Here is a 23,682-nt window from a genome sequence, read left to right on the forward strand (position 1 = left end):
GGCGGACCTGGACAGGGAGTCACTACCGTGACCGACGTCTTCGGGCATGAGCAGGTCGTCTTCTGCGCCGACCGGCAGAGCGGGCTGCGCGCCATCATCGCCGTCTACAACACCGCACTAGGACCGGCACTGGGAGGGACCAGGTTCTATCCCTACGAGAGCGAGGAGGCCGCGCTGGCCGACGTGCTCAACCTCTCCAAGGGGATGGCCTACAAGAACGCCCTCGCGGGCCTCGACCTCGGTGGCGGCAAGGCCGTCATCATCGGCGACCCGGCCAAGGACAAGACCGAGGCGCTGCTGCGCGCCTACGGACGCTTCGTCGAGTCGCTCGGCGGGCGGTACATCACCGCCTGCGACGTGGGCACCTACAGCGAGGACATGGACATCGTGGCGCGGGAGTCGCGCTTCGTGACCGGCCGCACCGTCGCGCACGGCGGCGCGGGCGACTCCTCGGTCCTGACCTCCTTCGGTGTCTTCCAGGGCATGCGGGCCTCGGCCCAGCAGGTGTACGGCACGCCGTCGCTGCGCGGCAGGCGTGTGGGCGTGGAGGGGGTCGGCAAGGTCGGCCACCGCCTCGTCGACCTGCTGATCGAGGACGGCGCCTCCGTGGTGGTCTGCGACGTGAGCGAGCAGGCCGTCGAGCGGGTACGGCGCAAGCACCCCTCCGTCGACGTGGTGGACTCCGTCACGGAGCTCACCTCGGCCGACATCGACGTCTACGCTCCCTGCGCGCTGGGCGGCTCGCTCGACGACGACACCGTGGCCCGGCTGCGGGCGCGGATCGTCTGCGGCGCGGCCAACAACCAGCTGGCCCACGCGGGCGTGGAGAAGCAGCTGGAGGAGCGCGGCATCCTCTACGCGCCCGACTACGTGGTCAACTCCGGCGGCGTCATCCAGGTGGCCGACGAGATCCAGGGGTTCTCCATGGAGCGGGCGCGCGCCAAGGCCGCCCAGATCTTCGACACGACCCTCAAGATCTTTGGAATCGCGGCGGAGGAGGGCGTCCCTCCGGCCGTCGCAGCGGATAGGCTGGCAGAGCGCAGAATGTCGGAAGTCGGGCGACTTAGGGCCATTTGGCTAGGCCGCTGATGGCCCACGCCCATACGGCGTACCGAGCTGGGCACAAAACAGGTACGGTAAGAGGCGAACAAGAGACTGGCGTCGCAAGGTCAGGCGTCAGTATTGCGGTGCGTTAGCGACGAGGGGTCGGGGACGGCCCCACACGAGGGGGTCGAGCCAATGGGGCGCGGCCGGGCAAAGGCCAAGCAGGTCAAGGTTGCTCGCCAGCTGAAGTACAACAGCGGGGGCACCGATCTTGACCGTCTTCGCGACGAACTTGGAATCGGAGACTCCAACGCCAACCACGACGCCGACGAGTACACCGACGAGCTGGCGGATCGGTACGCCGATTACGCCGATGACTACGGCGACGACGATGACGACCGTCCGTCGGGCCGCCGCTAGGCGATCCCACGGCTGACGGTCAGGGCGCACCCGGTGTGGACCTATCACGCCGGGTGCCTGTCTGTCGTACCCGCACGGGTAATCACGCGAGCTTGGCCACTTCCATCCCCTTGGGCCTGCATCGGTGACCACGTGAGCTTCGGCGACGGTGGGGTGGTGGTTGCGGCGAGGGGCCGCCGCCATGCTCAGCGGTAGCGAGCCTCGCCGGAGCCCGCCACGACCTCGCCCAGCACCCAGGCGTCCAGCCCCCGGGCGGCCAGCAGCCGCAACGCCGGGTCGGCCGCCTCGGGCGTGACGATCGCCGCCATGCCGACACCCAGGTTGAACGTGCGGTCCATCGAGTCCTGCGGGATCTTCCCGATCTCCGCCAGCACCGGGAAGATCGGCGGAGGCGTCCACGACGACCGGTCAAGCAGAGCGTCCAGCGTGGGTGGAAGCGACCGGGCCAGGTTGCCGCACAGCCCCCCGCCGGTGATGTGCGCGAAGGCGTGCACCTCCACCGACCGGGCCAGCTCCAGGCAGTCCCGCGAGTAGATCCGCGTCGGCTCCAGCAGTTCCTCCCCGAGCGGCCGGCCCAGCTCGGGCAGCACCGCGTCGAGCGACAGCTTCGCCTCCCGCAGCACGTGCCGGACGAGCGAGTACCCGTTGGAGTGGACTCCCGACGAGGCGAGCCCGAGCACGACGTCGCCCTCCCGCACCCGCGAGGGACCCAGCATCGCCGCGGCCTCCACGACGCCGGTGCCGGCGCCCGCGAGGTCGTACTCGCCGGGCCCCATCGCCCCCGGATGCTCGGCCGTCTCACCGCCGACGAGGGCCGCACCGGCCAGGCGGCAGCCCTCCGCGACACCGCCGACGATCTCGGCGATGCGCTCCGGCACCACCTTCCCGCACGCGATGTAGTCGGTCATGAACAGCGGCTCCGCCCCGCACACCACGAGGTCGTCCAGCACCATGCCGACCAGGTCGATCCCGATCGTGTCGTGCTTGCCGTACTGCTGGGCGATCATGACCTTCGTCCCCACCCCGTCGGTGGAGGTGGCCAGGATGGGCCGCTCGTACTTCAGCAGGAACGACACGTCGAACAGCCCGGCGAAGCCGCTGGCGTCGTCGACGACCTCGGGCCGGCGCGAGCGCGCGACCTTGGACTTCATCAGCTCGACGGCGCGCTCGCCCGCCGCGATGTCGACGCCCGCGGCCTCGTACGTACTCACTTCGTCGTCTCCAGGACGTACTTGCCGACGTGGGACTCGTCGATCGGGATCGGGTAGGAGCCGTCGAAGCACGCGCGGCACAGCCGGTCGGCGGGCAGCGTGGTGGCCCGGGTGAGGCCCTCCAGGGAGATGTACCCGAGCGAGTCGGCGCCCAGCGACGCCCGGATCTCCTCCACCGACAGCGATCCGGCGATGAGCTCGGCGCGGGTGGCGAAGTCGATGCCGTAGAAGCACGGCCAGGCGACGGGCGGGGAGGAGATGCGCACGTGCACCTCGCGCGCCCCCGCCTCGCGGAGCATGCGGACGATGGCCCGCTGGGTGTTGCCGCGCACGATCGAGTCGTCCACGACGACCAGCCGCTTGCCCTCGACGACCTCGCGCAGCGGGTTGAGCTTGAGCCGGATGCCGAGCTGGCGCAGCGTCTCGGAGGGCTGGATGAAGGTCCGGCCGACGTAGGAGTTCTTCACCAGGCCCTGGCCGTACGGGATGCCGCTCTCCTGCGCGTAGCCGACGGCGGCCGGGGTGCCCGACTCGGGCGTGGGGATGACCAGATCGGCCTCGACGGGGTGCTCGCGGGCCAGGATGCGCCCGACCTCGACGCGGGTGACCTGGACGCCGCGTCCGGCGATGGTGGTGTCGGGGCGGGCGAGGTAGACGTACTCGAACAGGCAGCCCTTGGGGTCGGCCAGCGCGAACCGGCGCGACCGGACGCCGCGCTCGTCGATGGTGATGAGCTCGCCGGGCTCGATCTCGCGGGTGAAGGTGGCGCCGACGATGTCGAGGGCGGCGGTCTCGGAGGCGACGACCCAGCCGCCGGACAGGCGGCCCAGCACCAGCGGGCGGATACCCTGCGGGTCGCGGGCGGCGTAGAGGGTCTTCTCGTCCATGAAGACCAGCGAGTAGGCGCCCTTGACCTGGGGGAGCAGGTCGGCGGCCGCGTCCTCGACCGACTTGCTGCGGTCCTGCGCCAGCAGCGTGGTCAGCACCTCGGTGTCGGTGGTGGCGCGGGTGGCCCCCGGAGCCAGCCGCTGGGCCAGCTCCGGGGTGTTGATCAGGTTGCCGTTGTGGGCCAGGGCCAGCCCCCCGACCTCCGTGGAGCTGAGCGTGGGCTGGGCGTTCTCCCATACGCTCGAACCGGTGGTGGAGTAGCGGCAGTGGCCGATCGCCACGTGGCCGCGGAGGGTGCCGAGGATCGACTCGTCGAAGACCTGGGCGACCAGGCCCATGTCCTTGTAGACGAGGATGCGGCTGCCCTCGCTGACCGCGATGCCCGCGGACTCCTGCCCGCGGTGCTGCAGCGCGTACAGCCCGAAGTAGGTGAGTTTGGAGACTTCTTCGCCCGGCGCCCACACGCCGAACACGCCACAGGCATCCTTCGGCGCGCGGTCTTGGGGGTCCAGGTCATGGCCGAGCCGGCCGTCGCCTTTCAGCACGTGCTTCAGTTTAGGTTGGGCGGCAAAATGCTCGCACCCGGGGTCGGAAGTCACATGACGTGGGCGCTCCTGGCCGCGTTGGACCCGTCGCGGACGATCTCGCCGGTCACGTTGCGGTTGGCGGCGGAGCCGAAGAAGTAGACGAGCTCGGCCACGTCCTCGGCGGTGGACAGGCGGCGGCTGGGGGTCCGGGCGGCGATCGCGTCGCGCATCTCCTGCGGCGTGGGCTGGTTCTCGGTCGCCGTCAGCCCGGCGGCCACCACGTTGGTGAGGATGCCGTCCTTGCCGCCCTGCCAGGCCAGGGTCCGCGCCAGGCCGTGCAGCGCGGCCTTGGCCGTGCCGTACGGGCCGGAGCCCGGGGTGCCCTCCTCGGCGATGCCGGAGGAGATCAGCACGATCCTGCCCCACTTCCTGGCGCGCATGCCGGGCAGCACCGACTGGACGAGCACCACGTTGCCCAGGACGTTGGCGTGCAAGGAGGCCGCCCAGTCGGCGGCGGGGTAGTCCTCGAACTCCGCGGTGAAGGTCGCCATGCTGGGCCAGCGCACCGCGTTGGCCACCAGGGCGTCGAAGGGGCCGGTCTCGGCCACCGCCGCGCGGATGGTCTCGTGGTCGTCCAGGCTCAGGTGGACGGCCCGCGCCGTCCCCCCGGCCTGCTCGACCTGCTTGACCACCTGCCCGGCGCGGTCGCGTCCCGAGTTGTAGGTCAGGGTGACGTCGTGGCCGCGCCTGCCGTACGCGACGGCGGTGGCGGCGCCGATGCCGGACGATCCTCCGGTGACGAGAACACGCATGATGACTCCCAAGTCAGTTAGCCGTCTAATTAGCCAGCTAACCTCACTCGGTGTCCGCGTGCAACGATCGTTCGCCCTCGGCGGAAGGGCACGTCCACAGGGAGAAGATCAGGTGGACCAGCGTCTGCCGGTCGGCCGGGTCCAGGCGGGACAGCAGCTCCTCGTCCGCGCGCCGCCAGATGTCCTCCACCGGCTCCCGCAGCCGCCTGCCCTCCTCCGTCAGGTGCACGCGGATCATCCGGGGCCGGTGCGGGTCCGGCGTGCGGCGCACGAACCCGGCGCGCTCCAGGCGCTGCAGCGCCTTCGTCACCGTCGGCGGCTCGACCCCCAGCCGGGCGATGAGCTCGCTCTGCGGCAGCCCGTCCTCCCGCCACAGCTGGTTGAGCAGCATCTCCTGGCCGACGTGCAGGCCGAGGCCGGTGAGCTCGGCGGCGACCCGGTAGCGGTGCATCTTGGCGATCTTGATCAGCGCGTAGGTCAGGGTCTCGTCGAGCATGCCTTCATCCTGCCTCGGTCCCCGTCTTGGGCGCACGCTGACACAAGGATCGACCAGCGCTTACCGTGTCGTTCTGGTCATGGGCGGGCAGCCCGGCGAAGGTGAGGTATCCGGTATGCCGAGACGTCGGGAGACGGAGCCGTGACCACACCAGGAGAGCCGAACCAGCCTCGCCCGCCTCAGGACGAGTCCGAGTGGCGTGCGCCCGACCTGTCCTCCCGGGAGGCGCCGCAGGAGCACCACGGGTACGCGCCGCGGCACGCCGGGAGCGGCGAGAACGCCACGCCGGCCTCGTCATACCTGAGCTGGAACCCGTCGACGTCCCGCTACGAGCCGCCCACGCCGTCCGCGCCCGCCTCGCCGCCGGGGTTCTCGCCGTTGGGCTCCCCTTCCCCGGGGTCGTCGTTCTCGGGCGGCTCGCCGTACGGCGGCCAGGCGGGGAGCACCCCGTACGGCGCGGCGGCGTCCTCCGCGGGCACGCCCGGCGACCAGCACGACCGGGGCGACCAGCCCGGACAGGGCGACGCCCCGGGAACCCAGGGAACCCCGGGCGAGCCCCAGCAGCCTCCGTACGGCGGCACGCCGGGCGGACCGCAGCAGCCGCCGCCCTACGGCGGTGCCCCCAGCGGCGTCCCCAGCGGCGTCCCCAGCGGCGTCCCCAGCGGCGTCCCCGGCGGCCAGGTGCCGCCCGCGCCGGGACCGGGTGTCCCGTACGGCGCGCCGCAGCCCGGCCGGCAGCCCGCCAAGCCCGGCGGCGGCCTGGCGCTCGCCTCGCTGATCCTCGGCGTGGCCAGCGTCTTCCTGCTCGTCTTGTGCGGCCTGGGCACGCTGACCGCGATCGTCGGCATCGTGCTGGGCATCGTCGCCCTGGTCAAGGGCGCCAGGCCCGGCATGGCGTGGGCCGGCATCATCGTCAGCCTGCTGGCCCTGGCGCTGGCCGTGGCCGGCATCGTGTGGTTCGTCGGCCGCTTCGGCCCCTGCTTCAACGTGCCGCAGGAGCTCGTCCAGCGCTGCATCGAGCAGCGCTGGAGCGGCGCCGCCTACTGAGCGCCGCCTACTGAGCGCCGTCCGGGGAGCGCGTCAGCGAAGCGGCAGGTGAGCCGACAGGTCGGCACGGGCGCCGCTCGCCGAGACGGCGCCCTTCGCCATGGCCTCGGCCCAGGTCAGCCGCCCCAGCGCCAGCTCCAGCCAGGTGCGGGCGTCCATCTCGACCACGTTGGGCGGCGTGCCGCGGGTGTGGCGCGGCCCCTCGACGGCCTGCACCGCCGCGTACGGCGGCACGCGGACCTCGACGCTGCGGCCGGGCGCGGCGGCGGCCAGCCGGTCGAGCAGGTGGCGCACGGCGTAGCGCGCCGCCGCCCGCTCGGGCTCCAGCCCCCGGTCGTAGGCGGCCGCCACCGCCTCGACGAGCGCGTCCGCCAGCCGCGCCTCCGGCCCGTCGTAGGGCGGTGAGTCCAGCGCGACCAGCTGGGCGTCGAGGGCGGCCCTGACCTTCTCCTGATCCGGTTTGCGTGCCGGCACCCGACCATTGTCCACCCAGGAAGGGTTCATCGGCGGGGCGGCCGCCGTTCACCACCGGTTCCACCAGGAGCCGTAGCGTCCCGGCGCAGCTACCGCGCAATCCTGGAGGATCCGTGACGAAATTGTTGCCGCTGCTGTCGCACAAGGGCGGCAGGAGCGCGCTCACCTGCCGGTTCCGCTGCGGCGACGCCTGCTCCCACGAAGTCGCCAACACCAGCGGCAACCCCTACTTCGGCGACATCGCCGCCCGGGCGCTGTCGCGTCGCGGCGTGCTGCGTGCCGGTGCGCTGGGCGCGGTCGTTGTCAGCGCGGGGGTGGCGGGAGGCCTGGCAGGGGCCGCGGCGGGAGCCGTACCGGCCGCGGCCGAGCCGGACCCGGAGACGGCGGCGGCGGGCGGGTGGGGCCGTGGCGGGCTGAGGTTCACGCCCGTGGCGCCGAACACCGCCGACGCGCTGACCGTGCCGCCCGGGTACTCCACGGCACCGGTGGTCCGCTGGGGCGACCCCGTGCTGCCCGGCGCGCCCGCCTTCGACTTCGCCAACCAGACGGCAGAGGCCCAGGCCATGCAGTTCGGCTACAACTGCGACTTCGTGACGATCTTCCCCGTCGGCCGCGACCGCGCGCTGCTGTGGGTCAACCACGAGTACACCGACGAGGCGATGATGTTCCGCGGGTACGCCGGCGGCGCCTCCGCCACGGACGAGCAGATCAGGATCGGCATGGCGGCGCACGGCGGCTCGGTGGTGGAGATCCGGCGGGTGCGCGACACCGGGCAGTGGCAGCTGGTGACCAGGGGCCGCCGCCGCTACAACCGGCGGATCACCGCCACGACGCCGATGCGCTTCAGCGGCCCGGCCGCCGGGAGCGACCTGCTCAAGACGGCCGCCGACCCCCAGGGCACCACGCCGATCGGCATGCTGAACAACTGCGCCGGCGGCACCACCCCGTGGGGCACGGTGCTGACCGCGGAGGAGAACTTCAACCAGTACTTCGCCAAGGGCCCCGCCACGCCGGAGAACACCCGCTACGGCATCCCCACGGGCCCCTCCAGCCGCGGCTGGGAGCGGCTGGAGGAGCGGTTCGACCTGTCCAGGCACCCCAACGAGGTCAACCGCTTCGGCTGGATCGTGGAGATCGACCCGTTCGACCCCGACTCCACGCCGGTCAAGCGCACCGCGCTGGGCCGCTTCGCCCACGAGGGCGCCACCACGACGCTCGCCCGCGACGGCCGCCTGGTCGCCTACATGGGCGACGACTCGCGCTTCGAGTACGTCTACAAGTTCGTCTCCAAGGAGCGCTACATCCCCGGCTTCGACCGGCACAACCGCACGCTCCTCGACGAGGGCACGCTTTACGTGGCCAGGTTCGCCGGCGACAGCCCGGCGGCGGAGATCGACGGGACCGGCAAGCCGCCCGCCGACGGCGCCTTCGACGGCACGGGCGAGTGGATCCCGCTGGTCACGGGCAAGGAGTCGCACGTGCCGGGGATGACCGCCGAGCAGGTCCTGGTCTTCACCCGGACGGCGGCCGACAAGGTGGGCGCCACCAAAATGGACCGGCCCGAGGACGTGGAGCGCAACCCCGTCACCGGCGCGGTCTACATCGCCCTGACCAACAACACCCGCCGCGTCACGGCCGACGAGGCCAACCCGCGCGTGAACAACAAGCACGGCCACGTGCTGGAGCTGGTGGAGAAGGGCAACGACGCGGCCGCCACGACCTTCGCGTGGTCGATCCCGCTGGTGTGCGGCGACCCGGGCGACCCGGGCACCTACTTCGCCGGGTTCGACAAGACCAAGGTCTCGCCGATCTCCTGCCCGGACAACCTGGCCTTCGACCGCGACGGCAACCTGTGGATCTCCACCGACGGCAACGCCCTGGGCGCCAACGACGGCCTGTTCGCCATGCCGGTGCGCGGCAGGGAACGCGGCCACCTGCGCCAGTTCCTCACCGTGCCCCGCGGGGCGGAGACCTGCGGCCCGCTGATCACCCAGGACCGGCGCAGCGTCTTCGTGGCCGTGCAGCACCCCGGCGAGGTCGACGGCGCCACGCCCGACAACCCCGCGAGCCACTGGCCCGACGGCGGCGACTCCCAGCCCCGGCCCTCCGTCGCGGTCGTCTGGCACACCGAGGGCCGCGAGATCGGGGCTTGACCTCAAGCTTGGTTGAGCTTCTACGGTCTCTTCCATGAGCATGGAAGTGATCGCGTGGAACCAGCTTTACCGCATGACGGACCGGCAGGAGCGTCGTCCTCTCACCAGGGCGACGCTCCGCCGTATCGCCGCCTTCGCCCGGCCGCACCGCGCCAGGCTGGCCGCGTTCCTCGCGGTCAGCGTGGTCATGGCGGGCCTGGCCGTGGTGTCGCCCGTGCTGGCCGGGCGGGTGGTGGACACGATCGTGCGCGGCGGTCCCGTCGGGGTGGTCGTGGGGATCGCCGCGCTCATCGCGGCGCTGGCGCTGGCCGAGGCCGGGCTGGGGCTGGTGGGCAGGTGGCTGTCGGCGGGCATCGGCGAGGGGCTGATCCTCGACCTGCGCACCGCGGTGTTCGACCACGTGCAGCGCATGCCGATCGCGTTCTTCACGCGCACGCGCACCGGCGCGCTGGTGAGCAGGCTGAACAACGACGTGATCGGCGCCCAGCGGGCCTTCACCGACGTGCTGTCCAGCGTCGTGGGCAACCTGGTGACGCTGGTGCTGACGCTGAGCGTGATGGTCTCGCTGTCGTGGCAGATCACGCTGCTGGCCCTGGTGCTGCTGCCGGTGTTCGTGCTGCCCGCCCGCCGGATGGGCGTGCGCATCGCCCGGCTGCGCCGCGAGGCCGCCGACCACAACGCCGCCATGGGCAACCAGATGGTCGAGCGCTTCTCCGCGCCCGGCGCGACCCTGGTCAAGCTGTACGGCAGGCCGGCGCGCGAGTCGGCGGAGTTCGCCGCGCGGGCACGCCGGGTCCGCGACATCGGGGTGCGCACGGCCATGGCCCAGACGGCGTTCGTCACCGCCCTGACGACCGTCTCCGCGCTCGCCCTGGCCCTGGTGTACGGCCTGGGCGGCTTCTACGCGCTGCGCGGGCAGCTGGACGCCGGCTCGGTCGTGGCGCTGGCGCTGCTGCTGACGCGGCTCTACTCTCCGCTGACCGCCCTGGCCAGCGCCCGGGTGGACGTCATGGGCGCGCTGGTGAGCTTCGAGCGGGTCTTCGAGGTGCTGGACCTCAAGCCGCTCATCGCCGACAGGCCGGGCGCGCGTGCCGTACCCGACGGGCCGGTGTCGGTGGAGTTCGACCACGTGAGCTTCGGCTACCCCTCGGCCGACAAGGTCTCGCTGGCCTCGCTGGAGGAGGTCGCGGCGCTCGACAGCCGGGGCGGGGTGGAGGTGCTGCACGACGTGTCCTTCACCGCCGAGCCCGGCCAGATGGTGGCGCTCGTCGGCTCCTCGGGGGCGGGCAAGTCGACGATCGCCCAGCTGATCCCCAGGCTCTACGACGTGGACTCCGGCGCGGTACGGCTCGGCGGCGTGGACGTGCGCGACCTGTCGGCCGACTCCATCCGCGAGACCCTCGGCATGGTCACCCAGGACGGCCACCTGTTCCACGACACGATCCGGGCCAACCTGCTCTTCGCCCGCCCGGACGCCTCGGAGGAGGAGATCTGGGACGCCCTGCGCCGGGCCAGGCTCGCCCCGCTCGTCGAGTCGCTGCCCGACGGGCTCGACACGGTCGTCGGCGAGCGCGGCTACCGGCTGTCGGGCGGCGAGCGGCAGCGGCTGACCATCGCCCGGCTGCTGCTGGCCCGGCCGCGGGTGGTGATCCTGGACGAGGCGACCGCCTCGCTGGACTCCACCAATGAGGCGGCCGTGCAGGCGGCGCTGGCCGAGGCGCTGGAGGGGCGGACCGCCGTGGTGATCGCGCACCGGCTGTCGACGATCCGGGCGGCCGACCTGATCCTGGTCGTCGAGGACGGCCGGATCGTCGAGCGCGGCGGGCACGCCGAGCTGCTGGCCCAGGGCGGGCGTTACGCCGAGCTGTACCGCACTCAGTTCGCCGAGGAGGACGACAGCTCCATCTCGGCGGCGGCCTGAGGCTCCTCCCGCCGCGCGGCCGGGCGCAGGGCCCACAGGCTGACCGGCACGCCGACGAGCACGATCGCCGCGGCGATGACCAGCGTCACCTGGTAGGCCTCCAGGAAGGCGGGCAGCTCGGGCAGGTCGCTGGCGGCCTGCCGCGAGGCGAGGATCGCGCCCAGCACGGTGATGCCGAGCAGGCCGAAGACCTCCCGCGAGACGTTCAGCACCCCGGAGGCCACCCCGGCGGTACGGCGGGGCATCGCGCCGAGGATCATCGTGGTCAGCGGCACGAGCAGCCCCGCGCCCAGGCCGTACAGCAGGAACCACGGCAGCACGTCCAGGTACCCGCCGTCGGCGCCGACCATCGAGAGGCCGAACACGCCGCCCGCCATCAACGCCATGCCCAGCGCCACGGTGGGGCCGTCGCCGATGAGGCCCGTCACCCGCCCGGCCAGCATCGAGACGGCCGCCATCAGCAGGGCCATGGGGATGAACGACGCGCCCGCCTCGGTGGGGGAGAAGCCCAGGACGTTCTGCAGCCACAGGGCGCTGAAGAAGTAGATGCCGAAGACGCCGAACGACCACAGCCCCATCGCGGTCGTGCCGCCGCTGAACACGCGGGAGCGGAACAGCGTCAGGTCGATCATCGGCTCCCGCCGCGTGGACTCCACGACGCCGAAGGCGATCGCGGCGGCCACGGCGACCCCGAAGGCGGTGAGGATCTCGGGCGAGGTCCACCCGGCGCGCTCGCCCTCGATGAGGGCGTAGGTGAGCGCCGCGAGGGCGAGGGCCGAGGTGGCCAGGCCCGGCAGGTCGAGGCTGCGCCGTACGGTCTGCTCGTCGGGGCGGATGGCCCACGCGCCCAGCGCCAGGGCCGCCACGCCGATGGGCACGTTGCCGAGGAACACCCAGCTCCAGCCCAGCCGTTCGCTGATGAACCCGCCGGTGACGGGCCCGATGGCCATGGACAGCGCCCCCGCGGCGGTCCAGACGCCGACGGCCGTGGCGCGCTCGCGGGCGTCGGTGAAGATCGCCGAGATGAGGGTGAGGGTCACCGGCGTCAGCAGCGCGGCGCCCAGCCCTTGGGAGGCGCGCATGGCGATCAGCACCGAGCCGTCGGCGGCCAGGCTGGCCCCGAACGAGGCCAGCGTGAACAGGGCGGTGCCGAGCAGGAACACGCGCCGCCTGCCGAAGACGTCGGCGAGCCTGCCCCCGGCCAGCATCAGCCCGGCGAAGACCAGGACGTAGGCGCTGACGATCCACTCCAGGCCCGCGATGGTCAGGCCGAGATCCCTGGCGATCGTCGGGAGCGCCACGTTGACGATGTTGTTGTTGAGGTATGTCGCGAAGGTCCCCAAGGTGACCGCGCCCAGTGCCCACCACTTCCTCATGCCCACCCTCTTCTACGCCGTACATGTACGTCGTATAGTTGAACTTGTACGGCGTATAGTTGTCAACCGTGATGGGGAAACTGACCGCGGAGGCGATCGTCGAGCGGGCGCTGGAGATCGGCGACACCGAGGGGCTGGAGGCGGTGACCATCCGCCGCCTGGCCACCGACCTGGGCGTCACGCCGATGGCGCTGTACTGGCACTTCAAGAACAAGGACCAGCTGACGGCGGGCATGGCCGAGCACCTGGTCTCGTCCTTCGCTCCCAAACCCGCCGACGACCGGCCGTGGAAAGAGCAGCTGCGCGACCTGACGACCGGGCTCATCAGGACCCTGCGCCGCCATCCGTGCGCCCGCGGTGTGCTGGAGCAGATCGACCCCGCGGAGGTGCCGGGCTTCCTGCTGGTGTGGGATCACGCGCTGGGCCTGGCTCGCCAGGCGGGCTTCGGCGTGGAGGAGTGCTGCCTGATCGGCAGGTACCTGCTGCAGAGCGCGATCGCCATCGCCGACGCGCCGGTCCACCTGCGCTCCGGCCGCAGCCCCGAGGAGATCGAGGAGCTGCACCGCAGGAAGCGGCTGGCCCTGCAGTCGCTGCCGCCGGCGCGCTACCCCAACCTGGTGGAGCTGGCCGACCCGATGTCGCGGACCTTCGACGAGGGCTTCTACGACACCTTCGGCGTCGATCTGGTGCTCGCCGGCATCGAGGCGCTGGCAGGATCCAGATCATGAGCTTCGAGCTGGTCTGCGAGATCGAACCCCCCGTCAAGCCCGACCTGAGGCGCGTGCGTCACCAGATCGGCACGCTGAGCACGATCGCGCACTCCTTCCTGATCCCCGACAACCACCTCGGCCGGGCGACCGTCTCCAGCGTCGCCGTCGCGCACGAGGTGCAGGCCATGGGCGGGCGCAGCATCGCCTGCCTCAACTCGCGCGACCGCAACCTGCTGGGGTTCCGTCGCGACCTGCTCACCGCCGCCGCCTACGGCGTCGACCAGTTCCTGTTCGTGTACGGCGACAAGCCCTCCAGCGGCAACCGCACGAGCGACCTCACGGTCCGGTCGATGATGGAGGAGGCGCGGGCCTTCTCGCGGTCCCTCCGCGTGGGCGCCGCCGCGGCGCTGCGGCCGCTGCCCGCCTGGAAGCGCACGGCCGACTTCCTGTTCCTCCAGGTCGGCTTCTCGCTGGAGGCGCTGCTGCGCTGGCGCGACGCCAACCCCGTCGACGTGCCGGTGTACGCCGGGGTGCTGGTGCTGGCCAGCCGTACCCACGCCGAACGGCTCGCCGCGGCCATCCCCGACATCGACATCCCGCCCGCGCTCGCCGAGCGGCTCGCAACCGACCGCATGGCCGGGGTCGAGGCCGCCTGCGAGCACGTGCTGGCCGTCCGCGACTCCGGCGCGTTCGACGGCGTCCACCTCATCCCCGTCGCCCGTTACCGGGAGGTGGAGGCACGCCTGTCGGGCCGCCTTTAGTCCCAGCGGGTGGCGTTGCCGTCGTTGAGCCGCCCGGGCGGGTCCTCGATGACGCAGAACGGCAGGCCCGCCGGATCGCGCATGATCCACCACTTGTGCGACTTGCGTTCCCTGGTGGCGCCGAGCTTCTCCAGCCGCGCCACCTCGGCCTCCAGGTCGTCGGTGTGGATGTCGAGGTGCACGCGGCTCGCGCCGTCCTCCAGGCGCTGGGTGAGCAGGCCGAGCTCCGAGCCGGGCAGGTCGGCCCAGTGGTACTCGGGATACGCCGTGGCCTGCGTCATCCTCCGGCCCAACGCGCCCGCCCAGAAGGCGACGCCCTGCTCGTGGGCGTCGGGAGACAGATCGATCACGATCTTGTCGAGTCTGCTGTAGTGGGTCATTCCCCGATCATCGTGGCCTGGCGGGCGCCTTGGCCAGCATGGCGCAGAGCGTGCCGAGGACCGCGACGGCAAACAAGACCACATATGTCGCACGAAAGCCGGACATAAGGTGATCGACGGCCACCGGTGACAGCTTCGCCAGCGTCCCCGCGTACACCTGGTCCCGCACGCCCGCCGACACCGAGCTGGTCAGCAGGCTCAGCGACAGCCCGACGCTGAGCACGATGCCGACATTCATGATCATCACCCGCAGCCCGTTGACCACGCCCAGGCTGTCGGACGGCAGCGCGCGCATCATCAGCGTGGTGTTCCCGGTCAGGAATGTGCCACTGCCGCACCCGGCCAGGAACAGCGCCACCCCGATGATCCAGTACGGCGTCGCCGGATCGGCGAACAGCGCGAGCAGCCCCAGCCCGAGGGAGCTGAGCAGCGACCCGCCCACCGTGATGAGGTACGGCGAGGCTCGCAGCACCCCGGCGACCGGCGAGGCCACGGCCATGCCCACGGCCACGGGCAGCACGCTCACCCCGGCGGTGAAGGCGTCCACGCCCCGCGCCGCCTGGAAGTAGAGCGCCGCCAGCAGCACGAGCGCGGCCCTGGCCAGCGCGTTGCAGAACGACGACAGGTTGCCGAACACCAGCACGCGCCCCGCGAACAGCCGCAGGTCCAGCACCGGATGCGCCGCCCTGCGCTCCACCAGCACGATCAGCGGGACGAGCGCCGCGAACAGCGCGGCTCCGCCGTACACGACCGGGCTGGACAGGCCGCGCGAGCCCGCCTCGGACAGGGCGAGCAGCGCCGCGCACAGGGCGGCGAAGATGAGCGCGTTGCCCAGCGCGTCCACGGGCCGGCGCGGGCCGCGCGGCACCTTGCGCAGCGTGAGCGCCCCCCAGACGACGGCGACGATCCCGGCCGGGACGTTCACCCAGAAGATCCACTGCCAGCCGGCCGCCTCCGCGATGAACCCGCCCAGCGTCGGCCCGGCGAGCTGCGCGACCGACAGGGTGCCGATGTAGACGCCCATGCCCTGGCTCAGCCGGTCGGGCGGGAAGGCGTCGGTGATGATGACCGCCCCGTTGGCCAGGATCATCGCCGCCGCGGCGGCCTGCAGCACCCGCATGGCCACCAGGAACCACACGCCCGGCGCGAACCCGGCCAGCAGCGAGGCCGCGGTGAACAGCGCGAAGCCCACCAGGTAGGTCTCGCGCCTGCCCAGCAGGTCCGCCACCCGGCCGAAGAACACCATGCTGGCCGTCATGACCAGCAGGTACGACAGCAGGATCCAGCCCGACTCCAGCGGCCCGGCCCGGAAGTGCCTGACCACCACGGGCAGCGCCACGTTCAGCGTGCTGCCCGCCACGCCGATGAGGATCAGCCCGAGGCTGGCCACCGCGCACACCCGCCAGGCGTAGCGGAGCATGCTGGCGTACTCGGGCGTGCCGGGGTGGGGGACGGCGACCATGGGTCACAACCTAGCCGCCCCTATCGGGCCCGCCGCTTCAGCCCTTCCATGTCGTGGATGACCACCCGCCGCCGGCCCGTCTCGATCAGCCCGCGGTCCCGCAGCGCGCGCAGCGCCTTGCTGACGGCCTCGCGCGAGGATCCCGTCCACCCGGCCAGCTCGTCCTGGGAGAGCGGCAGGGCCACGCGCACCCCGCCGTTCGTCTTCTCGCCGTAGCGCTCGGCCAGCTCCACCAGGCGCGTCGCCACCCGCCCCGTGGTGTCGAACGCGCCGTACTCGATCCGCTTGCGGTCGGCGTCGCGGAGCCTGCCGACGATCAGCTGCATGAGCAGCACGGCCACGCGCCCGTGCTCCCGCAGGAAGCCCAGGAAGTCCCGCACCACGATGCCCGCGATCGGCTCCAGCGCGGTCACCGTGGCCGACCTCGGCGACCCGTCGATGGCCGACATCTCGCCCAGCAGCCCGCCCGGCCCGCGGACGGCCAGCACCACCTCGGTCCCGCCGGCGGTGTGCGAGGACACCTTCACCCTGCCCTTGGTCAGCACGAGCACCCAGTCGGCGGTGTCGCCCTCGGTCATGACGGTCGCGCCACGCTCCCACTTGCGGGGACGGCCCGCGGCCTGCAGCGCCGCGACCTCCTCCGGCGTGAGCATCGACAGGAACTCACCGGGTTCTGGTGTCATAGTTCCGACAATACGTAGGCACGCACCGGTTCCGCCTTCCCTTTCAGGGCGAGATCGCCCAGTGGCATCACCTTCGCATCGGCGCCGAGCTGGTCCAGCGTCGTCTGGCCGATCACGACGGTGCCCGGCTCGGCCAGCGACTGCAGGCGGGCGGCCACGTTGACCGCGTCGCCCATCGCGTTGAAGCCGCGCAGCTCCGGGCTGCCGATGTTGCCGACCAGCGCCAGGCCCGTGTTGACGCCCACGCGGAAGGTCGGCCACTCGACGCCGCCCAGCTTGCCGGCGGCCTGCTCCCAGGCCACCTGCTCGGACACGGCCGCGGCGGCCTCCTGCATGGCCAGCGCCGCCCGGCAGGCCGCGACGGCGTGGTTCTTCAGCGTCGCGGGCGCGTTGAACAGGGCCAGCAGGGCGTCCCCGACGAACTGCACGATCGTTCCCTGGTTGGCCAGGACGCAGGGGACCGCGGCCGTGTGGTAGCGGTTGAGCATCTCGACGATCTCACCGGGGGAGACCTTCTCGGAGAAGGTGGTGAAGCCCTGCAGGTCGGCGAACAGCGCGGTGATCTCCTTGAGCTCGCCGCCGAGCGCGGCCTGGTCGGGGTCGGCGAGCAGGGCGGCGGCCACGTCGGGGGACATGTACTGCCGGAAGAGCGTCTCCAGCTCGGCGTACAGCCGCGAGTTCTCCAGGCTGATGGACAGCTGGCTGGCCAGCGTGGCGGCCAGCGCCTCGTCCTGCGGCCGGCTCGCCACGGGCAGCTCGATCGCCCCGGCCAGGACGCCCTTGACCGTCAGCGGGTAGGCGACCCGGCCGTCGGAGCGGCGCGGCCGCTGGTCGGGGAAGGTGTACTGTCTGGACCCGATGGCGACCCTGCCCTCCGACACCAGTCCGATGCGCACGTCGCCGTAGGCCTCGCGGACCCGGTCCAGCGCGGTGGTCAGCATCTCGTGCTCGCCCAGCCCGACGCGGGCGCGGGTGCCGATGTCGACCAGCGCCGCCAGCCGTTCCGACAGCTCGCGCTCCCTGGCCAGCGCCTCCCCGGCCCGGTCGATCACCGCCGACTGCGCCTCCGTCAGGCCGAACTTGCCCGCCAGCCGCGTCGCCGCCAGCGGCTCCCCGCGCCGGATGTGGTCGACCAGCTCCTCCAGCGCCTCCTCGTAGCCGCGCTGGATCCTGGCCACCGTCCTCGGCAGCGCGACGGAGTCGAACAGCCCCGCGCTGGAACCCTCGCGCCGGAACTGCAGGTAGGCGCTGTAGGCCACGAAGAGGAAGGCCAGCGTCAGCAGGATGTGCCACTCCCACCACGACATGCGCCAGTTCAGCTGCGACATCCCGGCCACCATCGCCTCGGCCAGCAGCGCGTAGGCGGTGATGAGGCTGATCAGCATGGCCGAGGGGCGCCTGCGGTGCTGCGTGAACATCATCACGCTCGCCGCGCCGTACAGCAGCACGCCCGGGACGGAGAACCACACCAGCCAGTCGACGGGCGAGTCGCTGGGCGGCTCGGCGAGCGGCGTGAGGCCGGGGACCAGCGACGCCACGCCCCACAGGACCGTGAAGCCGATGAGCGCGCCGCGCAGGAGGTGCTGCGCCGTCAGCACCGCGTCGGCCGCCTTGGGCCCGAGCGGCAACGCCGAGACGAACGCCCACCCGCTGGCGATCGTGAGGCCGACCTGCTGCCCGATGTCGAACCCCAGGGTCCGCCCCTCCAGCAGCACCTTGGGAGTCGCCAGGCCGTGCAGGAAGAAGAAGCCCGCGCTGCTGACGAACACCATCGACACCAGGAACAGCCGGGCGTCCCTGCGCCTGCGCGAGGCCTCGCTGATGAGCACGGCGAGCACCACGTTGACCCCGGCCACGCCGACGATCAGCGCGAAGTGGCTGGGCTCGTGCTGCCATTTGCCGTTGATGTGGGGCTGAGCCAGCAGCAGCCACAGCCCCAGCATCGGCAGGGCCAGGTGGATCGCCCACACCACCGCGCGCACGGGCTGCGTGGCGGGTGGCAGGTAGGGAATGGACACGCCCCCGATTATCTCTGGCCGCCCGGCGAAGGGAACGTGTCGTTTTACCGCTTGCCGCGGGCCTTAACCGGGAATTGACGAAATGTCCGACCGGTACGGCTCAGCCGAAGATCGCGGGCAGGGTGCGCTCGTGGGTCTCGCGCAGCTCGGCGACCGGGATCCCCAGCACGCCCTCGACGACGAGCGAGTCGCCGCCGGTGACGCCCAGCCCGTAGCACGGCACCTCGTGCTCGGCGCACAGGGCCGCGAACTCCTCGAAGGCCTCGGGCCGTACCGCGACGAGCACCCGGCCGGAGGACTCGCTGAACAGGTCGGCGAACGGCTCGCCGCTGACCGTCACGCGGGCGCCGACGCCGTGCGCGAGGCACGACTCGGCGAGCGCTATGGCCAGGCCGCCGTCGGACAGGTCGTGCGAGCCCTCGACCAGCCCGCGGCGGGCGGCCTCGACCATGACCTCGGCCAGCGCCTTGTGGGCCTCCAGGTTTGCCTGCGGCGGCAGCCCGCCGAGGTGGCCGTGGACCACGTGGGCCCACTCCGAGCCGCCGAACTCCTCGCCGGTCTCGCCGAGCAGCGCCACCTTCAGCCCGGGGGCGGCGAAGCCCGGCCGGATCCGCTTGGAGACGTCGTCGAGCACGCCCAGCACGCCGACGATCGGCGTCGGGTGGATGGCCTGCGACCCGGTCTGGTTGTAGAAGGAGACGTTGCCGCCCGTGACGGGGACGCCGAGCGTGCGGCAGGCGTCGGCCAGGCCGCGCACCGCCTCGGCGAACTGCCACATGACCTCGGGGTCCTCGGGGGAGCCGAAGTTGAGGCAGTTGGTGACCGCCAGCGGCCGGGCGCCGGTGGTGGCCACGTTGCGGTAGGCCTCGGCGAGCGCCAGCTGCGCCCCGGTGTAGGGGTCGAGCTTGGTGTAGCGGCCGTTGCCGTCGGTGGCCAGGGCGATCCCGCGCTTGGTGGGGTGCTCGTCGTCCTCGGCGACGCGCAGCACGCCCGCGTCGGCCGGCTGGGCCAGCACGGTGTTGGAGCGCACGTAGCGGTCGTACTGGGAGGTCACCCACTCCTTGGAGGCCAGGTTGGGCGAGCCCAGCAGCTCCAGCAGCGTCGCGCGCAGGTCGGCGGGCCGGGGCAGCTTGTCCGGGGTGTCGGCGTTGAGCTCGGCCTGCCCGGCGGGCTCGTGGAAGGGGCGCTCGTAGACCGGCCCCTCGTCGGCGGCGGTGCCCGGCGGGATGTCGACGATCGTCTCGCCACGCCACGTCATGACCAGGCGGCCGGTGTCGGTGACCTCGCCGATGACGGTCGCGGGCACGTCCCACTTCTCGCAGATCGCCATGAAGGCGGGGATGTCGTCCGGCCGGACGATCGCCATCATGCGCTCCTGCGACTCGCTCATGAGGATCTCCTCGGGCCGGAGCGAGGGGTCGCGGAGCGGGACCAGGTCGAGGTCGACGTGCATGCCGCCGGTGCCCTTGGCGGCCAGCTCGGTGGTGGCGCAGGAGACGCCCGCCGCGCCGAGGTCCTGGATGCCGACGACCACGTCGGCAGCGTACAGCTCCAGGCAGCACTCGATGAGCAGCTTCTCCATGAACGGGTCGCCGACCTGGACGGCCGGGCGCTTGGCGTGCGACTCCTCGTCGAAGGTCGCGCTGGCCAGGACGCTAGCCCCGCCGATGCCGTCGGGACCGGTGGAGGCGCCGAAGAGCACGACCTTGTTGCCCGGCCCCGGCGCGGTGGCCAGCTTGATCTGGTCCTTGCGCAGCAGGCCGACGCACAGCGCGTTGACCAGCGGGTTGCCGATGTAGCAGGGGTCGAAGACGACCTCGCCGCCGATATTGGGCAGGCCCAGGCAGTTGCCGTAGTGGCTGATGCCCTCCACCACGCCCGGCAGCACGCGGCGGGTGTCCTCCTGGTGCGCGCCGCCGAAGCGCAGCGCGTCCATGACGGCGACGGGCCGCGCGCCCATGGACATGATGTCGCGCACGATGCCGCCGACGCCGGTCGCGGCGCCCTGGTGCGGCTCGACATAGGAGGGGTGGTTGTGCGACTCGATCTTGAAGGTGGCGGCCCAGCCGTCGCCGATGTCGACCACGCCGGCGTTCTCGCCCATGCCCACCAGCAGCGCGTCGGACTTCGGCGCCTTGGTGGCGAACTGCCGCAGGTGCACCTTGGAGGACTTGTAGGAGCAGTGCTCGGACCACATGACCGAGTAGATGGCCAGCTCGGAGGAGGTCGGCCGGCGGCCCAGGATCTGGCGGACCCGGTCGTACTCGTCCTGCTTCATGCCCAGCTCGGAGTACGGCATGGCCTCCTCGGGCGTCTCCGCCGCGCGCTTGACCGTGTCGAGTGTCATGCGTTCACCATCCGCTTGAGGATCGAGGTGAAGAAGCCCAGGCCGTCGGTGCTCGGCGCGCCCACCAGCTCCTCGACGGCGTGCTCGGGGTGCGGCATGAGGCCGACGATGTTGCCCGCCTCGTTGCGGATGCCCGCGATGTCGTTCAGCGAGCCGTTGGGGTTGCCGCCGGCGTAGCGGAAGACCACCTGGCCGCGCGCCTCCAGCTCCTCGAGCGTCCGGGCGTCGGCGACGTAGCGGCCCTCGCCGTGCTTGACCGGCAGCACGATCTCCTGGCCCTCGGTGAAGTCGCAGGTCCACGGCGTGCTGACGTTTTCCACCCTGATCCGCTGGTCGCGGCACACGTAGTGGAGCGAGGCGTTGCGGGTCAGCGCGCCCGGCAGCAGGTGCGCCTCGCACAGGATCTGGAAGCCGTTGCAGGTGCCCAGCACGGGCAGCCCGGCACGGGCCGCGGGGATGAGCTCCTCCATCAGCGGCGCGAACCGCGAGATGGCCCCGCACCGCAGGTAGTCCCCGTAGGAGAACCCACCGGGGAGGAAGACGGCGTCCACGCCCTTCAGGTCGCGGTCGGCGTGCCACAGCGGCACCGCCTCCGCGCCCACCAGCCGTACGGCTCGCGCCGCGTCCTGGTCGTCGAGTGTTCCCGGGAACGTGACCACGCCCACGCGGGCAGAGCTCATGACAGTTTCCCCTCCATGGCATGCGCACGCCGCGCCGCCGTCTCATCGGTCGGACGGGGGTCTGCGGCGGTGGTACCAGGCTATCCGGTGCTGTCCAGAGCTCAGGACCCGGTCTCGCTAGACGGCGGCCAGCTGGCGGTGGCGGCTTTCCCGGCCCTCCCGGCACAGCTCCTTGCGCAGGCGGACCGTAGTGCCCAGGCCGGGGGTGACGCCGAAGGACACCTCGTCGACGACCGAGCGCATGATGAGCAGGCCCCTGCCGTTCTCGATGTCCGGCGGCGGGAAGTGCGGCGGCATGGTCGGCAGCCCGGTGCCGTGGTCGGACACGCGCACCTCGCAGTGCCCGTAGCCGATGGAGGCGCTCACCTCGTACCGGTTGGCCGGACCTCCGTGACGGACGGCGTTGGAGCAGGCCTCGGACACGGCGAGCAGCATGTCGGCGATGCAGCTCTCGCTCGCGTCCAGCGAGCGCATGGCGTCGCCGAGCACTCGCCTGACCATCGGGATGCCGATCGCGTCCCGAGGCAGTGCCAACGAGAACTCAATGTCCACCGGACCCCTCCCGGCGCCTGAATGTCACCTGGAGTAGGTTTCCCCGTGAAATCCGGGCTAACCGCAAAATCGCGGTGTTGTTATTTAGTGTTGGCGAGCTCGTGGGATTGCGACCCGACGAAATCCGGCATTACCCCGACAGGTGTTTTACGTGTGTCGTGTGTGGCGTTTTACCGGCCGGTCGGGCCTACTCCTCGACCCGGACGGCGTAGTCCTCGATCACCGTGTTGGCCAGCAGTGTTTCGGCCATCTTTCGGACGTCCGCAAGTGCCGCCTCGTCAGCGGGCCCGGCGAGCTCGATCTCGAACCGCTTGCCCTGCCGTACCCCGGAGACCCCGGAGAAGCCCAGCCTGGGCAGCGCGCGGGCGATCGCCTGCCCCTGCGGGTCGAGGATCTCCGGCTTGAGCATGACGTCGACGATGACCTTCATGGCCACCCATCGTAGTCAGGCCGACCGCGAGGCAGGTCAGCGGGATGGCAGGGATGACGTACCGCAGGTCGTAGGCGGCCAGGAACGGCGGCGCGACGAGGAGCGCGAGCGCCGCCAAGCCGGGCAGCAGCGCCTCCCAGCGCCGCAGCGCCACCGCGGCCACCAGGGCGGCGAGCAGCCCCAGCGTCAGCACCGGGAAGGGCAGGTAGCCGAAACGCTGGTAGGCGCGCAGCCATCCGGCGTACGGCTCGACCACCCGCGTGGCCGCCGGGCCGCCCTCGTAGGCCTCGGCCACGCCGCGCACCGACTCCTGCAGGGGACGCTCGGCCGCGGGGAACTTGTAGGGCGTCTTCTCGTCGACGGCCGTGCGCTCCCAGCGCAGCAGCTGCGCCAGGTCGGTCGCGACCGCGCCGAGGTAGCCGCCGGGCTGGGCCAGGACGGCCATCCTGCCGAACTCGCCGGCCATCTCGTTGCGCGTGGCCGCGCCCTTGATCTTCAGCAGCGGGGAGAAGTCCTCCCACAGCCAGTGCGGCGGATACGGGCGCTGCTCGACCGGCATGGTGGGGCACAGCACCCTCAGCCGCTCGGGCGGCTTGATCACCGAGCAGTCGGCGAAGCTCATGGTCCTGGACCACAGGAAGGTGCCGTCGGCCTGGGTCAGGCCGAACCTGCCCTTCTCGACCTTCATCCACGTGGCGTAGGCGGCCAGCGGGATCGCCCCCGCGAGCAGGAAGGCCGCGATCGTGCGCCAGCCGTACCTCTTGAGGACCAGGTAGGCCGCCGCGAGCAGCAGCAGGGGCAGGCCGATGGTGCGGGTGATCCCGGCCAGGCCCAGCATGGCCCCGGCCACCGCCGGGTGGACGCGCCACAGCAGCGCCACGACGGCGCCGCTGGTCAGCACGATGAACACGGCGTCGGCCATGATCATGTGCTCCAGCAGGACGACGAACTCGTCCAGCAGCAGCGGCGTGACCAGGAGCGTGGCGCCCCAGCCGGGCAGGCCGCGGCGCCGCAGCAGCGCGTAGACCGCCACGGCCAGCGCCAGGCCCAGCAGGTGCTGCAGGACCGTGACCAGCATGAGGCTGTGCGCCGGGCGGAGCAGCGCCAGCAGCAGGGAGTAGCCGGACGGCCGGGTCGTCCCCGGGGCCAGCTCCTCGCGCAGGAAGGCGAAGGAGTCCCCGTAGAACAGCAGCGCCGGGGGGAAACCGAGGACGGCCAGCAGGCGCAGCGCGACCGCCGGGACCATGGCGACGATCAGCGCGCGGTGGGCGGTGACGGCCCGCATGGGGA

Annotated in this window: 21 protein-coding genes; 7 read left to right on the top strand and 14 right to left on the bottom strand. The window is 71.9% G+C overall.

The features are described from left to right. Positions 1-27: 27 nt before the first annotated feature. Both BSB02_RS34220 and BSB02_RS34225 read left to right on the top strand, forming a co-directional pair. Complete coding sequence (locus BSB02_RS34220) at positions 28-1,089, top strand: Glu/Leu/Phe/Val family dehydrogenase (protein WP_084965143.1); 1,062 nt, start codon at positions 28-30, stop codon at positions 1,087-1,089. A gap of 150 nt (positions 1,090-1,239) precedes the next feature. After that, positions 1,240-1,464, top strand: coding sequence for a DUF3073 domain-containing protein (locus BSB02_RS34225; RefSeq protein ID WP_084965144.1), 225 nt, complete (start codon positions 1,240-1,242; stop codon positions 1,462-1,464). Positions 1,465-1,649: 185 nt separating this feature from the next. Here BSB02_RS34225 and purM read toward each other — a convergent pair whose 3' ends face one another. The 4 genes from purM to BSB02_RS34245 are packed head-to-tail and all read right to left on the bottom strand — an operon-like array spanning position 1,650 to position 5,398. Further along, complete coding sequence (purM, locus tag BSB02_RS34230) at positions 1,650-2,675, bottom strand: phosphoribosylformylglycinamidine cyclo-ligase (RefSeq protein ID WP_084965145.1); 1,026 nt, start codon at positions 2,673-2,675, stop codon at positions 1,650-1,652. After that, on the bottom strand, positions 2,672-4,108 hold the full coding sequence (gene purF / locus BSB02_RS34235) for an amidophosphoribosyltransferase (protein ID WP_084965146.1): 1,437 nt from the start codon (positions 4,106-4,108) through the stop codon (positions 2,672-2,674). The genes purM and purF overlap by 4 nt, the downstream gene beginning before the upstream one ends. Positions 4,109-4,158: 50 nt before the next feature. Further along, positions 4,159-4,902, bottom strand: a complete 744-nt coding sequence (locus tag BSB02_RS34240) for an SDR family NAD(P)-dependent oxidoreductase (protein ID WP_084965147.1) — start codon at positions 4,900-4,902, stop codon at positions 4,159-4,161. Positions 4,903-4,945: 43 nt separating this feature from the next. Beyond that, positions 4,946-5,398, bottom strand: coding sequence for a MarR family winged helix-turn-helix transcriptional regulator (locus BSB02_RS34245; RefSeq protein ID WP_084965148.1), 453 nt, complete (start codon positions 5,396-5,398; stop codon positions 4,946-4,948). Positions 5,399-5,539: 141 nt separating this feature from the next. Here BSB02_RS34245 and BSB02_RS34250 point away from each other — a divergent pair, with 141 nt between their 5' ends. Beyond that, positions 5,540-6,445: a DUF4190 domain-containing protein gene (locus BSB02_RS34250; RefSeq protein ID WP_084965149.1), complete on the top strand. Its 906-nt coding sequence runs from the start codon at positions 5,540-5,542 to the stop codon at positions 6,443-6,445. A gap of 33 nt (positions 6,446-6,478) precedes the next feature. Here the strand turns inward: BSB02_RS34250 and BSB02_RS34255 are convergent, their stop codons facing one another. Continuing rightward, a complete protein-coding gene (locus BSB02_RS34255; RefSeq protein ID WP_143591535.1) occupies positions 6,479-6,949 on the bottom strand; it encodes a sterol carrier family protein in 471 nt (156 codons plus the stop codon). 83 nt (positions 6,950-7,032) lie between these two features. Here BSB02_RS34255 and BSB02_RS34260 point away from each other — a divergent pair, with 83 nt between their 5' ends. Then, positions 7,033-9,072 carry a PhoX family protein gene (locus tag BSB02_RS34260; protein WP_084965151.1) on the top strand — a complete coding sequence of 680 codons (2,040 nt, stop codon included), beginning with the start codon at positions 7,033-7,035 and terminating at the stop codon, positions 9,070-9,072. 34 nt (positions 9,073-9,106) lie between these two features. Beyond that, the gene (locus tag BSB02_RS34265; RefSeq protein ID WP_084965152.1) at positions 9,107-10,993 is read left to right on the top strand and encodes an ABC transporter ATP-binding protein; all 1,887 of its coding nucleotides are present in this window, start codon (positions 9,107-9,109) and stop codon (positions 10,991-10,993) included. Here the strand turns inward: BSB02_RS34265 and BSB02_RS34270 are convergent. After that, a complete protein-coding gene (locus BSB02_RS34270; RefSeq protein WP_084965153.1) occupies positions 10,948-12,369 on the bottom strand; it encodes an MFS transporter in 1,422 nt (473 codons plus the stop codon). The two genes, BSB02_RS34265 and BSB02_RS34270, sit on opposite strands and share 46 nt — an antisense overlap. Before the next feature lie 71 nt (positions 12,370-12,440). Here BSB02_RS34270 and BSB02_RS34275 point away from each other — a divergent pair, with 71 nt between their 5' ends. Together BSB02_RS34275 and BSB02_RS34280 are read left to right on the top strand one after the other, a co-directional pair. Further along, complete coding sequence (locus tag BSB02_RS34275; protein WP_084965154.1) at positions 12,441-13,097, top strand: TetR/AcrR family transcriptional regulator; 657 nt, start codon at positions 12,441-12,443, stop codon at positions 13,095-13,097. Beyond that, positions 13,094-13,840 (top strand): methylenetetrahydrofolate reductase, encoded by a 747-nt coding sequence (locus BSB02_RS34280; RefSeq protein WP_084965155.1) that lies wholly within the window; start codon positions 13,094-13,096, stop codon positions 13,838-13,840. Before BSB02_RS34275 ends, BSB02_RS34280 begins: the two co-directional genes overlap by 4 nt. On the opposite strand, the gene BSB02_RS34285 is transcribed toward BSB02_RS34280, so the two are convergent. From BSB02_RS34285 to purS, 8 genes are all read right to left on the bottom strand, one after another. Next, a complete protein-coding gene (locus BSB02_RS34285; protein WP_084965156.1) occupies positions 13,837-14,220 on the bottom strand; it encodes a VOC family protein in 384 nt (127 codons plus the stop codon). The genes BSB02_RS34280 and BSB02_RS34285 overlap by 4 nt on opposite strands. Positions 14,221-14,227: 7 nt before the next feature. Continuing rightward, entirely contained in the window at positions 14,228-15,682 is a 1,455-nt protein-coding gene (locus tag BSB02_RS34290; RefSeq protein ID WP_084965157.1) for an MFS transporter, read from the bottom strand. A 20-nt stretch (positions 15,683-15,702) separates the two neighbouring features. Beyond that, entirely contained in the window at positions 15,703-16,365 is a 663-nt protein-coding gene (locus tag BSB02_RS34295; RefSeq protein WP_084965158.1) for a Crp/Fnr family transcriptional regulator, read from the bottom strand. Further along, positions 16,362-18,383, bottom strand: a complete 2,022-nt coding sequence (locus BSB02_RS34300; RefSeq protein ID WP_206185037.1) for an adenylate/guanylate cyclase domain-containing protein — start codon at positions 18,381-18,383, stop codon at positions 16,362-16,364. Before BSB02_RS34300 ends, BSB02_RS34295 begins: the two co-directional genes overlap by 4 nt. Before the next feature lie 100 nt (positions 18,384-18,483). Continuing rightward, complete coding sequence (purL, locus tag BSB02_RS34305) at positions 18,484-20,730, bottom strand: phosphoribosylformylglycinamidine synthase subunit PurL (RefSeq protein WP_084965159.1); 2,247 nt, start codon at positions 20,728-20,730, stop codon at positions 18,484-18,486. Next, on the bottom strand, positions 20,727-21,410 hold the full coding sequence (gene purQ, locus BSB02_RS34310; protein WP_084965160.1) for a phosphoribosylformylglycinamidine synthase subunit PurQ: 684 nt from the start codon (positions 21,408-21,410) through the stop codon (positions 20,727-20,729). Before purQ ends, purL begins: the two co-directional genes overlap by 4 nt. A gap of 117 nt (positions 21,411-21,527) precedes the next feature. Next, positions 21,528-21,944 (bottom strand): ATP-binding protein, encoded by a 417-nt coding sequence (locus BSB02_RS34315; protein ID WP_240506916.1) that lies wholly within the window; start codon positions 21,942-21,944, stop codon positions 21,528-21,530. Positions 21,945-22,149: 205 nt separating this feature from the next. Beyond that, entirely contained in the window at positions 22,150-22,392 is a 243-nt protein-coding gene (gene purS / locus BSB02_RS34320) for a phosphoribosylformylglycinamidine synthase subunit PurS (RefSeq protein WP_084965161.1), read from the bottom strand. Between the last annotated feature and the right edge of the window lie 1,290 nt (positions 22,393-23,682).

The sequence above is a fragment of the Thermoactinospora rubra genome (assembly GCF_002093975.1).
Taxonomy (GTDB): domain Bacteria; phylum Actinomycetota; class Actinomycetes; order Streptosporangiales; family Streptosporangiaceae; genus Nonomuraea; species Nonomuraea rubra_A.